The following is a 13,632-nucleotide window of genomic DNA, read 5'->3' on the forward strand; positions in this document are numbered from 1 at the left end:
TTACTATGCAATAAAGATGCCAGTTTATTATAGCATGATTGTGTTAAGTTATCCTTACAGTTTTCATGCTCAGGATCGGTTCCAACTTTTTAAAATGGCTGCCTTGAAAATAAAGTAGATAAGCCTGGATGAAAATAAATGGTCATTGGTTTTACAGGACTTCCCCATCTTCCGCTTCTTCAGGGATTTTCTCCAGTTCCCTCTCCCGCGGGGTAAAACGAATACTATAGATCATGTTTTCAGGGTAGCGGTTTAATATCGGTACATCTTCCGGCCGGACCGGGTTGACTGTAAAAGTGACGGTCATCTCTTCCCCGGAGGTGTCAACGACCAGTGTTGTTTCTTCCTGCTCCTGAAGAGTATAACCTTGAAAATCCACGTCATCCAGATCATTGTAGAAAAGTGTAATTGTGCTGCCTTGTTTACTAAGCTCGTCTGCTTCAGGGAGAATTGTTTTCATCCAGGAAAATGGATCATCCAGCGGGCTCATCTCAGCGGTGATCGGATGCGGCCGTTCTCCTCTGCTCCAGCTCCCCCCGCTTTCCGCGTAGAAGGTCTCTTCTTCCAAATAAATAGTGAAATCAAATGTGGTGTCATCCGAAACAGGCGTGGAGATATCATAAATACTCCGCCCCGGACTATAAGAGCCCGCTGCCTGAAGTGCTGTTTCTCCGTCCATTTCGTATGTCGCTTCCACGTCAAACTTTGTCTGTTCCATCTCGTCAATAAGCGAACGAAGTTCCTGATAGTGATAATCCTGTTGAGTCGGAAACAGCAGCCAGCCGGCAGCTAGTCCGACTACTGCTGCAATCACCGGAATAATCCAGCGTTTAGCGGGCCTCCATCCTCTAAAGATAGCCGTTAAGATCATAATCGCCATTCACCTGCCAATACCCACGTCTTCGTTCTTCAGTAAATTCCAGACGTTCGAGCCATTTCACCGATTTGTAACCATACATATCCGGATGAAACAGCCTGCAAGGATACCCCTGTGCATTTACAAGCTCATCATCATTCAGTGTAAATACGAGCATCGCATCCTCCGCTATCAGCTGGTCTGCTGTAAATGTGTCATAATACATCTGATCTCCGGAATATGCTGTCACACTTCCACCATGCGGCATGATATTCCAGTTATCTAAAACATCACGGATTAAAACGCCTCTCATTTCTACGTTTCGTACGCTCCACCCTGTTACGCAATGAAAATCCGTTATTACAGCAATCTCCGGGAGTGCCATCAGTTCCTGGCGGCCGATCGTAACGGGATTATTCACCAGACCATCGATGGTTAATTCCCACTCCCGGTCTTCGTAGCGGGGATAATTGCTCGTAACGTTATATATCCGGAAATATCCCCGCATCCGGGTTTCATCTCCGGCCGCTGTCAGTATCGGCTGCACCCATTTAATCAGACCGCCGGCAAAAAGAAATATGATACCGAGGCCGGTAAATTTGATAAAATCACGCCGACCAGGGATGTTTTCCTTCACATATTCCGGGGGCTCTTTTTTACTGCGCCACCATATGGGCCATGGCACACGAATATGAAAAGCGTGTGTCACGCTGTGAAACAGTGTCCAAGGGAAAAAAAGAAACGTGAGCATTCCATGAATCCAGACGGCTGGATTTGTCAATGAAGATGGCAGCTGGGATTGAAAATACATGACAGCACCTGTCACACTCCAAAGGAAAAACGCTGTAAGATTAAGCAGGAGGTTGAATTTCTTTTTTGGGGTTTTCCGTCTGATATATACAAACAGCCGCCGAAGCTGAATCAGCACGAGAAGCAAATACAGAAGCGAAACGAGAAGATGAAATGCAACGAGCGGGAACTGCAGTTCATTAAACCAGGTGCGGAGCGGTGCCAGATACAGAGATATACCGGATATGAGCAGCAGTACAAACAAAACAGCGTGAAGATGGTGCATCGTTGTCAGCCGGATCAAAAGTCACCGCCCCTTTCTTTATAATAATACCACTTTGTTCTTTGTATCCGTTTTCATTTTAGCAGAAGAAATACTCCCGGGAAACGAATCGCCCTCCCGGAAGATGTTCAGCAGTTTGTTCTATAGAAAGACGCAGACGATGTTGTTCAGTTCGTCTTCTGCGCTGCCCAACGTTTTTAATTACACTGCTAGACTTCAAAGAACCGGGCTGTCATTTCGAGTGCTTCTTCAGCATCCTCACCTTCAGCTGATATCGTGATTGAATCTCCATTTTCCAGATGAATGGTAACGAGACCCAAAAAACTTTTAACGTTGACTTTCATGTGGCTGCCACGCGACATTTTTTCAATGTATACGTCTGCCTGATACGGCTGAAGACCGGCGCTCAGTTCAGTGATCGTCTGCTCTTCCCGGATATTCACCGTTACTTCTTTTGATACCCGTTTCATTAAATCAGCTCCTCTTAATAAAAAATCAGCAGGAGAGGAAGAAAGGGGACTTCCTGTCCTGCTGGTATTACTACTATGCTACTGAATAAATATCATGGAGATCTGCGGGATAAAGACGATGACCAGCAGCGTGATCAGCATAGCAACAAAGTATGGCAGAACCGCTCTGGCAATAGCTTCGATTGATAATCCGGAAATACCGGAAGCCACAAATAGATTTACTCCGAGAGGTGGTGTGATAAATCCGATCGCAAGGTTCACGATCATAATAATGCCGAAATGAACCGGATCGTATCCAAGGTTAACGGCAATTGGTAATAAAATCGGTGTCAGAATGATAATTGCTGCCAGCGTATCCATAAAACAGCCGACCAGAAGCAGGAGCAGTGTAATCAGAAGAATAATAACAATGCGGTTTTCTGAAATGCTGAGTATGGCTTCTGCCACCTGATTTGGAATCTGCTCTACAGTCAGCAGCCGTCCGAAAGCAGTTGCTGTACCGACAATTATTAACACTGTGGATGTTGTTAGCGCCGCGTCTCCGAACACTTTCGGCAGGTTTTTTATTTTGAGCTCTTTGTAAAGAAAAATTCCTGCAAATAAACCGAATACTACTGCAACCACGGACGCTTCCGTCGGAGTGAAAATACCGCCGTAAATACCGCCCAGAATGATAAATGGCACCATCAGAGCCCATTTTGCGTCCCAGACTGCCTTTCCAAGCTCTTTAAAGGAGAACGGCTCTCCGCTTCCGCTGTATCCTTTTTTCCTTGAATATAAGTATGCGTACACCATCAGCCCGAAGGCGACGAGAATCCCTGGAATAATACCGGCAATAAAGACATCTCCGATATTAGCTCCTGTGCCTACGACCCCGTATATAACCATCGGGATACTCGGAGGGATGATTACCCCGAGCGCACCGGCAGCAGCAACTGTTGCTGTTGCAAAGCGCTTGTCATAACCCATCCGGACCATGGCAGGAATCATGATACCGCCTATCGCAGCAACTGTAGCCGGTGCGGAACCGGATACCGCAGCGAAGAACATACAGGTGACGATCGTTGCAATTGCAAACCCGCCGGTACGGTTACCGACGATTTTATTTGCGACGTTAAACAGGCGGTCAGAAACCCCGCCTTTGCTCATGATCTCCCCGGCCAATATGAAAAATGGCACGGCCATGAGCGGAAAGGAATCTACCGAAGTGATCATTCCCTGCCCGAGGAACTCGAGCGGCACGGCACCAGAATAGACAATAGTGACAAGCGTGGCAAGTCCAAGGGCAATTCCGATTGGTACACTAAGCAGCATGAACACAGCAAAACTGATAAATAATACAGCAGTAGTCATCGCAGCAGACCTCCCTTCCTATGACCGGCCGCGTTCCGGATCGGGAACGTTCGGCTGATCTGCTTCTTTTTCGAGTATGGCGTCCTGTTCCGATTTAACTTTAAAATCTCCTCCGCCGCGGAGCGCACGGATCTGTCTAATCATCTGCTGAATGATACGGAAGGACGTAAGAGCCATCCCAACCGGCGTTGCAGCGTACACAATCCACATCGGCAGACTAAGAGCAGGCGAGGTCTGACCGAATCCCATCAGCTGACCAGTGATCCGGGCACCATAGATAATGATGAAAATCGCAAATCCGAGAAAAAGAACATTTGCAATCAGGTTAAGAATAATTTTTCCGCGTTCTTTTAACAGCACTAAAACAACATCCACCTTGATATGACGCTGCTTTTTCACTCCATAGCTGATCCCGACATACACGAGCCAGATAAAACAGTACCTTGCCAGTTCCTCAGACCAGGACAGCGATGCCCCCATGACATGACGCATAAATACCTGGAGGGTAATTACTACAACCATAATCATCGAGAACGCAATCAGCAGTGTTTCTTCAAAATGATCATCGAGCCAGTGAACGACCTTCATGTTCCTTCCCCCTTTTTTAACACTCTTCTTCCAGAAAGGCTCTCACTTAAAAGTGCCCATAGACAGCCTCTTTGGAAGAAGAGATGTCCCTGATACCGGGACATCCTCCATTTACAGTTTAATGTTCATGTTCTTTTTACTGCTGAGCTTCTTCGATTGCTTCGTATACGCGGTCTACAAGATCCTGTCCAATTTCTCCAGAATATTCATCAATAACCGGCTGTACAGTATCCTGCATTTCCTGACGGGCTTCGTCAGAGATCTCTGTAAACGTCATGCCTTCGTTCTGAAGCTCTTCCAGATACTCATCGTTTGCTTCACGGTTGGCTTCACGCTGGAATTCGCCTGCTTCTACTGCAGCATCCGAAACGATCTGCTGGTAATCTTCCGACAAGCCGTCATAGAACTGCTGGCTCACCATGAAGACGAACGGGCTGTAAATGTGGTGTGTATTGGACACGTAGTCCTGTACTTCATAAAACCCTTCCAGATAAATCGTTGCATAAGGATTTTCCTGTCCGTCTACTGTACCCTGCTGCAGAGCTGTAAACAGCTCCGTAAAGGCCATCGGTGTCGGATTTGCTCCCAGCTCACGGAAAGCATCCAAGTGAAGATCATTTTCCATCGTACGGATTGTCAGACCATCAAAATCTTCCATCGAAGCTACTTCACGTTCACTGTTTGTCAGATCACGGAACCCATTCTCCCAGTATGCAAGACCAATCAGGTTCTGGTCCTCAAGCATATCCAGAAGCTCCTGACCGACTTCTCCATCAAGAACTTCGTCTGCTGTTTCACTGTCCGGGAACAGGAACGGGAAGTCAAATACAGAGAATTCATTTACAAAGTTGGCGATCGGTGCGGTGGAAGGAATCGTTACTTCCTGTGAACCAAGCTGGAGTGCTTCCATCATGGTACGGTCATCGCCCAGCTGCCCGCTGTGATACGTTTCTACAAAGATGTCGCCATCTGTTTCCGACTCGACAATTTCTTTAAACTCAAGCAGTCCCTGATACTGAGGGTGGTCGCTGTTCAGGCCGATCCCGCCGCGGATTGTGTGGGTAGCATCTTCCTGTGCATACTCTCCGCCTCCACCGTTATCCGCATTCGCCTCGTCGCCTGCATTATCCGCTTCTTCATTTGAAGTATTATTTTCTTCCGATGTGTTTTCCGCGTTATTGGTACCGCTTTCATTATTAGCCTGTCCTTCTTCATTTCCTCCATTGTCTCCCCCGCCGCAAGCAGCAAGGAAGGTCGTTGCTGCCAGTGCAGCTGTCAAATAAAGACTCTTTTTCATGTGTATTTCTCCCCTTTTTATTTAAGTATGAAATTTATTTTCGTACGATGTCGTGTCCACCAAACTCATTTCGCAGTGCTGCGACGACCTTGCCGGTAAACGTATCATCTTCAAGTGAGCGGTGGCGCATCATTAAAGATAACGCAATGACCGGTGCTGGTGTTTCCAGATCCAGTGCTGTCTCTACGGTCCATTTTCCCTCTCCGGAGGAATTCATAATACCCCGGACGTTGTCGAGCTTTGCATCTTTTTTGAATGCATTTTCTGTCAGTTCCATCAGCCAGGAGCGGATGACAGAGCCATGGTTGAACACATTGGATACTTTTTCGTAATCATAATCGAATGGACTTTTTTCCAGAATGTCAAATCCTTCTGCGATCGCCTGCATCATGCCGTACTCAATGCCATTATGAATCATTTTCAGGAAATGCCCGCTTCCGGTTCTTCCTGTGTGCAGATAGCCATTCTCCACCGTCGTATCTTCAAAAATTGACTCGATACGGGCTATGACATCATCCGGTCCCCCGACCATCATACACGCTCCGTGACGTGCACCTTCGACGCCTCCACTCGTTCCTGCATCTACGAAATGAATCTGCTGCTGCTCTAATTTTTCTGCTCTTCTCAAGGAATCTTTATAATTGGAATTCCCTCCATCGATCACGACATCGCCTGACTGCAGAAGCGGCGTTAATTCGTCGAGTACCGATTCCGTAATCTCTCCTGCTGGCACCATCAGCCAAATTGTACGCGGTGCTTCCAGCTGATTAACCAGTTCCTTCAGGGAATACGCAGGTTCTGCGCCCTCCTCTGCAATCCGTTTGACTGTATCGTGGTTCACATCCGACGCTGCAACTTCATGCTGATTATCCAACAGATTTAATGTAAGATTGTAACCCATTTTTCCAAGGCCGATCATGCCAAGTTTCATTCCGTCCCCCCCTTTTTTTATAATTGAAATTTATTTTCGTTATTAACCTATTATATGATAAAAAATTTCTTTTACAACCCTTTATTAAATAAAAAATATTTTTTTATTTATCGTTTACGGGTATAATGGAGATAGCCACCTTTCCCGCACGAATGAAACGAAAGGCACCTACATTTAAAAACAAGCAATTTTAAAACATTCGTTGTTGATTATTATCGGAAACTTCGCTGTAACCGTGCTGCCGTGGAACATAGCTGAAGTCGTCGTCCCCCTTACATCAACAATTAACCTGGCTCTTAATGCGTTCTCTGGTTCTTGATTGCAGTCTCTTCCTCCTCTTTAAAAGAAGGAAGGAGAGGATATACGGGGTAACGGCTCAGTGGGTATATTCAGATTTTTTGTCTTATACAGCTTGTTTCTTCACGTTCGTGTACAGCCTTCACCTTTAAAAGAGACCTCCATGCAATCTATCTGCACCATGATGATCGAAAAAAGCCTTCAATATTTTATTTTCAAGGCATTCTAAAAATAAAGGAGGAATGGGACATGTCTCCAACAGAAACTGGACACTGTCTGCACCGGATCCGCGCATCTTACCACAGCTTTCGTACAAAAGAGAAAAAAATAGCTGATTATATACTGGAGCACCCCGAGGAAATCGTCCATTCCACCATCAGCCAGGTGGCCGAAAATCTGGAAGTAGCCGATGCCACCGTTTTCCGATTCTGTAAGCGGATCGGCTTTAAAGGATATCAGGCAATGAAAATTGCTCTTGCTTCTGAAATTGTGACCGGCATGAAAGATATCCACGAAACCATTCTCGAAGGGGACTCAGAAAAAGAAGTGGCAGAAAAAGTGTTTAAATCGAACATCCGCACACTGGAAGATACGCTCGAGGTGCTTGATGCGGATGCGTTTCAGCAGGCTGTCCAGCTGCTTTTATCTGCTAGAAGGATTGAATTCTACGGCAACGGAGGTTCCGGTGTCATTGCCATGGATGCCCATCATAAGTTTATCCGTACTGGGATTCCGACCATTGCCTACAGTGATTCGCACTTTCAGGTAATGTCTGCTTCTCAGCTGACCTCTGAAGATGTTGTTGTATTAATTTCACACTCGGGAGCCAACCGGGATATTCTCGAGGCTCAGGAAGTTGCAAAGGCGCACGGGGTGAATACGATTGGAATTACCACACTCGCCAAATCGCCGTTAAGTGAGCGGGTCGATGTGCCGTTGTATACGGTCTCCTCGGAAACGGAGTACCGTTCTGAAGCTCTGGCCTCCCGTCTTGCTCAGCTGAGTATTATTGATGCACTTTATGTAAACGTCAGTATTGGAAGAAAAGAATTAATGCAGCATTCGCTTACAGAGATGCGACGGGCGATTTCCCAAAAACGGATGTAGAAATGAAGAGGCGTTGTGAAGTCAGCGTGGTCTTTTTTAAGCGCGGATGCCGGATGTACCATTGCGAACTCCGTGATTTTTACTGCATGTGGAACGTTGACAGCGGAAGCTTCAGCCTTCTCCCGGGCTCATGTTTTGAACCCGGTGAGATAAGCGATCACCTACCTGCATTTTTTAATTGCTTAAATATTTCCCATTACTCATGATAATACAAAAACACGTTTGAAAATGCCGGCCTCTATAAATTAAAAATACCACGGCGTTAATCACCGTGGCATGCTCAAATTTTCTTATTACCTGTCTTAAAAGACCCCTTCCGTTTCCGGCAGGGGTCTGGTTTATGATGAATATTTAGCCCGCGGGCCGCCGATCAGTTTCGGACGGGTGCGTGCAAAAGTTGTATGAGCGTCGCCGATCTGCTTGATCGAGGTACGCACCGGAACGGCTACTTTCCGAAGGTGCATGCCGATGAACGTGTCCCCAATATCAATTCCGGCGTGAGCCTGAACTTCTTCGGTTAAAAAAGGACGCTTCATTTTTGAATAGGCATAAGATGCCATCGATCCTCCCGCTTCCGGAACGGGAACAGCTTTAACTTCTTCCAGTCCGTAAGCTTGTGCGGTTTCCTTTTCCACGAGCACGGAGCGGTTCAGGTGTTCACAGCACTGAAAGGCAAGGTGGACGCCTGTCTCGCTGCGAAAGTCTTCAAACGATTTCCAGAGCACTTCCGCTACTTCCGTCGTGCCGGCTTTACCGATATGACGGCCGACGACTTCGCTCGTGCTCGTACCGATAATAAATAGATCTCCCGGCTGCAAATCGGCCTTTTCCTGCAGTTCTTTCAGTGCGCGGTTCAAGTCCTGTGTGAGCTGCTTTACCATTGTGCGCACTCTCCTTTCTTTAATCAGCTGCGGTTTTCGTAGCTGATAATTTTTTCGACGCGCCGCTGATGACGGCCGCCTTCAAAATCAGTGGAAAGCCACGTTTTCACGATTTCCTGAGCCACACCCGGCCCAACAACGCGTTCGCCCATGGCGAGGACGTTTGTATCGTTATGCTCTCTTGTAACTTTCGCTGTAAAGAGATCATGCACGAGAGCACAGCGGATACCTTTTACTTTGTTTGCGGAGATCGACATACCGATCCCCGTGCCGCAGATAATAACGCCGCGGTCAGCTTCCCCGCGCGCTACCATTTCCGCAGCAGGAATGCCGTAGTCTGCATAGTCGACAGAGTCTGCAGACTCATTGCCGACATCAATCACTTCATGGCCAAGCTCTTTAATAACAGGCTCTATTTCTTTTTTCAGGGCATATCCGGCATGGTCGGAACCTATAACTATTTTCATCTTAATCAGCTCTCCTTTAATTATTTTTTCCAGGGGTTCATTTAAGCGTCATGACGCTCGGGATTCGGATTGATTTTGCGGATGAGGCGGATAATCGCCTCTTCCATTTCCTGATAGGTAGCTTCGTAAATGGATTCGTCACCGCCGAACGGATCCCGTATATCCATGGATGGAAGATCCCACTCAATGCGTTCGACTGCCCGCTGGTGCGGTTCGATTTCTCCGAGCAGTTCCTTCTCAAGTTCTTCCCGGTTCAGTTCCACGGCTTTTTCCATCTGTTCCTGCTTTTCCACAATAAATTTCGCTTTTTTAATTTCCATCTGGGCCCGGTGGCTTTTCAATTCTTCGATTTTCCGCAGGTTCGTCTCATCGTCGAGAACATATTCTTTTAATGTATGAACTTGCGCAGCACGGTCCGGAAACTTTTCAATGACCGTCTGTTTATGTGCTTCTGTCATCGTTAAAATAAGATCGGACCACTGCAGCATATCTTCTGTCACCGGTTCAGACTGGTGGCTTTCCATAAGTCCGTGTCTGGCAATTGCCTGTCGTGCCCCTTCGGACATCGGCATCCCAGGGGAAGCTTGTACTCCTGCTGATTTGGCTACCAGCCTTTCACTCGTGCGTTTTTCATGAAAAATAGCTTCTGCCATTGGGCTGCGGCACGTATTGCCGGTGCAGATAAACAGCACTTTATCCATATGTCTCACTTCCTTTACTCAGACTTTATCCACCTTGTTCCCTTTAAGGAGGGAGGTAAATCCTACTTCTAGTTTATCACATTGTGGCGAAAATCGGGCGGGATTACTACGGATAGATGGCGGCTGTCTGTGGATAGATATCTTTCGTCCGTCTTTGCAGCCAGAGAGTCCCCTGTGGATACCTATGCTGCACTTACTATTTATAAACTTTTCTACTGTCTGCCCTCTTTGTTACACCGGGTACTGCACGCGTTATCTTCTTGAACCAATTTAACCAATTTCATAAGGCGCCTTAAGATAATTTCCACTTCAGACGGACGCTTTTCCGGCGGAATGGGTCTCAGGGAGTCACACCATTTCCCCTGCGGCGGACGCCTGTGAAAGAAGGTGGCCGGAAATTCACGGCATGGCTGCAGCGAAGTATCCTGTATAACAATTACAACGAAAGTTAGAAGAACTAAAAAAGGACGCCTGCTCACGAATGCTGTGAGCGGATGCGTCCTCCGGCGGCTTTTACGAGCCGGTTCATGATGGCAAAGCCGATATTTTCCGCTGGAAGCACCCGCATGAAAATATGATCGACTTCGGTTTTTTTGAATGTCCGCAGCGCCCCGTAGAGCTCCCGGGCAATCTCTTCCTCCGTCTTTCCTGGAAGCACATATTCGACATCTGCTTTCGTAAGCCCGACGTCTGCTGCCTGAATAATCACACCAACTCGTTCCCCTGCCTTCCGGTGTTCAGTTATACACATGTGGAAAAACGAATCGTCTCCGTCGACAAGGGTCAGCGGAGCTTCCGGAGCGTAGTGCTGATATTTCATTCCTGGTGAACGGGGGGCTGTCGTTTCTTCCGTAAGTGCTTCGTCCAATGCGACGGGACCGATGATTTCTTCAATCTGCCGCCTCGTCACGCCGCCGGGACGGAGGATGACCGGTTCTTCCGCAGAACAGTCAATCACGGTCGATTCGAGACCGACACCGGTGGCACCGCCGTTCAGAATGCCTGCGATTCTGCCGTCGAGGTCTTCTGCTACGTGCGCTGCGGTGGTTGGGCTGGGGCGTCCCGACCGGTTGGCACTCGGGGCTGCGAGTGGTTCTCCGCTCGCAGCAATCAGGGCGAGCGCTACCGGATGATCAGGCATGCGCAGCGCTACCGTATCCAGCCCCGCAGTCACACTTGTGGATAACGTGCTGTTATGACGCAGAATGATGGTCAGCGGACCCGGCCAGAACGAATGAATCAGTTTCCATGCCTTATCCGGAACAAAGTTTGTATAGTTATTCACATCTTCTGTCTTTGCTATGTGGACAATCAGCGGATTGTCGGCAGGTCTGCCTTTCGCTTGAAAAATAGCTTTGACCGCTTCGTCAAAACGCGCGCTGGCGCCCAGTCCGTAGACAGTTTCGGTTGGAAAGGCTACGAGCTCTCCGGCTGCGATTTTTGCGGCTGCTTCTTTAATTTCCGGGCTCTTCCACAAGTTATCTACATGTTTATCCACAACCCAGTGGACTGTATGTTGATAAGCCATTATTTATCCCCATCCTGTCTTTTTCCGTCATTTCTGTTCTTATATTTTTCCACATGAAATTCATTAGCACTGATGTTATCCCCAGTTTTTGTGCATAAGTTTGTTCTTTTCTGTGGGTAACTATGTGGAACAATTAAAAAAGTTATCCACCTGGGGAACATCAGACTCCAGCGGTTACTATGCGTTCTTTTCCGTTTATATCAAGCAGCAGTTCCGTTTTCGCTTCGGGGAAAACTTCTTTTATTAACTGTTGAATTATTTCCCCCTGACCGTCGCCAATTTCCAGAGCGAACAGTCCCGGGCTGCGCAGTACGTGCGGAAGCTGATGAATGATTCTCCGGTAGACGTCCAGTCCGTCCTTCCCGGCAAACAGTGCTGTAGACGGCTCATGATCCTTCACGTTCGTATTCATACCGCTGCGGTCTGCTTCCGGAATATACGGAGGATTCGAGACGATCACATCGAACGTCTCTCCTGCATCAATAAACGGCATCAAGGCATCTCCCTGCAGGAAACGAAGCTTTGTGCCGTGCGCGTAATCGTTCAGCCGGGCGGTATCCAAAGCTTCCGGAGATAAATCCGTCGCTGTTACTTCCGCTTCCGGAACTTCGAGGGCGAGAGTGACCGCGATGATACCGCTGCCCGTACCGATATCAGCCACTTTCGGACCCGCAGCCGGAAGACGGGCGAGCACGGCTTCGATCAGCTCTTCTGTTTCCGGACGAGGGATAAGCACATCCGGGTTTACACGGAAAGGTCTTCCGTAAAACGTTTCCAGACCGGTAATATGCTGGACCGGAATCCCGGTCCCAGCTTTCATGACGTCTTCTTTAAATAAAGCAGCTGTAACGTCAGAGAGCGGCGATTTCATTTCAGCGAGAAGCTGGGCCCGGGACCAGCCTGCATGGTGACTCAGCAGAATATAACCTATTTCTTTTTCACGGCCTGCATTTTCCAAAAAAGAAGAAGCCCATTTGAGGGCTTCATGTACGTAAGGTGTCGGCATATTTCTCTCCCTACTCCGCGTTTTCCATCAAACGGGATTGTTCTTCTACAATGAGTGGATCAATAATTTCATCCAGGCTGCCTTCGAGAATCTGATCAAGCTTCTGAAGCGTCAGACCGATACGGTGATCTGTCACCCGGCTCTGCGGGAAATTATACGTACGGATCCGCTCCGAACGGTCGCCGGAACCGACGGCTGATTTACGGTGTTCATCATATTCTGCCTGTGCTTCTTTTTGGAACTTATCATAAACACGGGCACGGAGAACTTTCATCGCTTTTTCTTTGTTTTTGATCTGCGATTTTTCGTCCTGACAGGAAACGACCACACCTGTCGGCACGTGCGTCAGACGTACGGCGGACATCGTCGTGTTAACGCTCTGGCCGCCCGGTCCGCTCGAAGCGAACGTATCGACTCGGATATCTTTATCGTGGATATCCACTTCCACTTCCTCTGCTTCTGCAAGAACCGCTACGGTTGCCGTGGATGTATGAATGCGTCCGCCGGATTCTGTAGACGGCACCCGCTGGACGCGGTGAGCCCCATTTTCATATTTCATGCGTGAATACGCACCTTTTCCGTTGATCATGAAGATGACTTCTTTGAAACCGCCGAGACCCGTCTCATGGGCTTCGATCACTTCAATCTTCCAGTTCTGTTTTTCTGCGTAACGGATATACATGCGGTAAAGATCGCCCGCAAAAAGCGCCGCTTCATCGCCGCCCGCTGCTCCGCGGACTTCGATAATCACGTTTTTGTCGTCATTCGGATCCTTTGGAAGAAGCAGGATGCGCAGTTCTTCCTCCAGCTCAGGAATCTGATCCTCAAGCTCATCCATTTCCATTTTGATCATTTCACGCATATCGTCGTCGAGTTTTTCCTGAAGCATTTCCTTCGCTTCTTCGTGCTGTTCTTTCACGTGTTTATACTTTTTGTACGTTTCCACTGTATCCTGAATATCGGACTGCTCCTTCGAATACTCGCGGAGCTTCTTGTTGTCGTTAATTACGTCGGGATCCATAAGCAGCTCTGTAAGCTGGTTATAACGATCCTCTACTGCCTGCAGGCGATCAAACAC

General features: G+C 47.9%; 14 protein-coding genes. 1 reads left to right on the forward strand and 13 read right to left on the reverse strand.

Features of this window, described 5'->3' with window-relative positions; genetic code table 11:
• Nucleotides 1-151: 151 nt before the first annotated feature.
• From FTX54_RS15555 to gnd, 7 genes are all read right to left on the reverse strand, one after another.
• Nucleotides 152-871 carry a hypothetical protein gene (locus FTX54_RS15555; RefSeq protein ID WP_187254460.1) on the reverse strand — a complete coding sequence of 240 codons (720 nt, stop codon included), beginning with the start codon at nucleotides 869-871 and terminating at the stop codon, nucleotides 152-154.
• Nucleotides 849-1,949: a molybdopterin-dependent oxidoreductase gene (locus FTX54_RS15560; RefSeq protein ID WP_147802744.1), complete on the reverse strand. Its 1,101-nt coding sequence runs from the start codon at nucleotides 1,947-1,949 to the stop codon at nucleotides 849-851. The genes FTX54_RS15555 and FTX54_RS15560 overlap by 23 nt, the downstream gene beginning before the upstream one ends.
• Nucleotides 1,950-2,137: 188 nt before the next feature.
• Complete coding sequence (locus FTX54_RS15565; protein WP_147802743.1) at nucleotides 2,138-2,398, reverse strand: HPr family phosphocarrier protein; 261 nt, start codon at nucleotides 2,396-2,398, stop codon at nucleotides 2,138-2,140.
• 78 nt (nucleotides 2,399-2,476) lie between these two features.
• A complete protein-coding gene (locus FTX54_RS15570; protein ID WP_147802742.1) occupies nucleotides 2,477-3,751 on the reverse strand; it encodes a TRAP transporter large permease in 1,275 nt (424 codons plus the stop codon).
• 18 nt (nucleotides 3,752-3,769) lie between these two features.
• On the reverse strand, nucleotides 3,770-4,339 hold the full coding sequence (locus FTX54_RS15575; protein WP_147802741.1) for a TRAP transporter small permease: 570 nt from the start codon (nucleotides 4,337-4,339) through the stop codon (nucleotides 3,770-3,772).
• Between the two features lie 136 nt (nucleotides 4,340-4,475).
• Nucleotides 4,476-5,636, reverse strand: coding sequence for a TRAP transporter substrate-binding protein (locus tag FTX54_RS15580; protein WP_147802740.1), 1,161 nt, complete (start codon nucleotides 5,634-5,636; stop codon nucleotides 4,476-4,478).
• A gap of 34 nt (nucleotides 5,637-5,670) precedes the next feature.
• Nucleotides 5,671-6,567, reverse strand: a complete 897-nt coding sequence (gene gnd / locus FTX54_RS15585; RefSeq protein WP_147802739.1) for a phosphogluconate dehydrogenase (NAD(+)-dependent, decarboxylating) — start codon at nucleotides 6,565-6,567, stop codon at nucleotides 5,671-5,673.
• Between the two features lie 546 nt (nucleotides 6,568-7,113).
• On the opposite strand from gnd, the gene FTX54_RS15590 reads away from it, so the two are divergent.
• Nucleotides 7,114-7,971, forward strand: coding sequence for a MurR/RpiR family transcriptional regulator (locus FTX54_RS15590; protein ID WP_147802738.1), 858 nt, complete (start codon nucleotides 7,114-7,116; stop codon nucleotides 7,969-7,971).
• A gap of 338 nt (nucleotides 7,972-8,309) precedes the next feature.
• Here FTX54_RS15590 and FTX54_RS15595 read toward each other — a convergent pair whose 3' ends face one another.
• From FTX54_RS15595 to prfA, 6 genes are all read right to left on the reverse strand, one after another.
• A complete protein-coding gene (locus FTX54_RS15595) occupies nucleotides 8,310-8,852 on the reverse strand; it encodes a TIGR01440 family protein (RefSeq protein WP_147802737.1) in 543 nt (180 codons plus the stop codon).
• A 23-nt stretch (nucleotides 8,853-8,875) separates the two neighbouring features.
• Entirely contained in the window at nucleotides 8,876-9,319 is a 444-nt protein-coding gene (gene rpiB / locus FTX54_RS15600; protein WP_147802736.1) for a ribose 5-phosphate isomerase B, read from the reverse strand.
• Nucleotides 9,320-9,360: 41 nt separating this feature from the next.
• Nucleotides 9,361-10,020, reverse strand: coding sequence for a low molecular weight protein arginine phosphatase (locus tag FTX54_RS15605; protein ID WP_147802735.1), 660 nt, complete (start codon nucleotides 10,018-10,020; stop codon nucleotides 9,361-9,363).
• Between the two features lie 475 nt (nucleotides 10,021-10,495).
• A complete protein-coding gene (locus FTX54_RS15610) occupies nucleotides 10,496-11,548 on the reverse strand; it encodes an L-threonylcarbamoyladenylate synthase (RefSeq protein WP_147802734.1) in 1,053 nt (350 codons plus the stop codon).
• Nucleotides 11,549-11,708: 160 nt separating this feature from the next.
• Nucleotides 11,709-12,554, reverse strand: coding sequence for a peptide chain release factor N(5)-glutamine methyltransferase (prmC, locus tag FTX54_RS15615; protein ID WP_147802733.1), 846 nt, complete (start codon nucleotides 12,552-12,554; stop codon nucleotides 11,709-11,711).
• 10 nt (nucleotides 12,555-12,564) lie between these two features.
• The gene (prfA, locus tag FTX54_RS15620; RefSeq protein ID WP_147802732.1) at nucleotides 12,565-13,632 is read right to left on the reverse strand and encodes a peptide chain release factor 1; all 1,068 of its coding nucleotides are present in this window, start codon (nucleotides 13,630-13,632) and stop codon (nucleotides 12,565-12,567) included.

Source organism: Alkalicoccus halolimnae (assembly GCF_008014775.2).
Lineage (GTDB): Bacteria > Bacillota > Bacilli > Bacillales > Salisediminibacteriaceae > Alkalicoccus > Alkalicoccus halolimnae.